The 378-nt window shown below is 65.9% G+C and carries 1 protein-coding gene; it reads right to left on the bottom strand.

Annotated elements, in window-relative coordinates:
* Positions 1–378: putative PEP-binding protein (locus tag TW83_RS17660; RefSeq protein WP_045984099.1), on the bottom strand; the 378-nt coding region annotated here is incomplete at both ends.

Raw genomic sequence — 378 nt, 5'->3', positions numbered from 1 at the left:
CATAGATTTCGGGAACGGTGATCCCAAGACGGACCCCCCGCATGCCCAGCATCGGGTTGAATTCGGTCAGCGCCTCCACGCGCCGGGTCACGTCCGACAGCGGCAGGTCCAGCGATTCGGCCAGCTCGCGCAGCCCCTCGCGGTCATGGGGCAGGAATTCGTGCAGTGGCGGGTCGAACAACCGGATGGTGACGGGAAGGCCTGCCATGATCTCGAACAGGCTGGCGAAATCCTGTCGTTGCATGGGCAGGATGCGGTCCAGGGACAGGCGCCGGTCCTCGGGCGTGTCGGCAAAGATCATCTCGCGCATGGCGGGCAGGCGTTCGGCGTCGAAGAACATGTGCTCCGTGCGGCACAGGCCGATGCCCTGGGCCTGGA

Source organism: Paracoccus sp. S4493, assembly GCF_000967735.1.
GTDB lineage: Bacteria > Pseudomonadota > Alphaproteobacteria > Rhodobacterales > Rhodobacteraceae > Paracoccus > Paracoccus marcusii.
The sequence above is the reverse complement of the archived record's forward strand: the minus strand, read 5'-3'. Positions and strand labels throughout refer to the sequence as shown.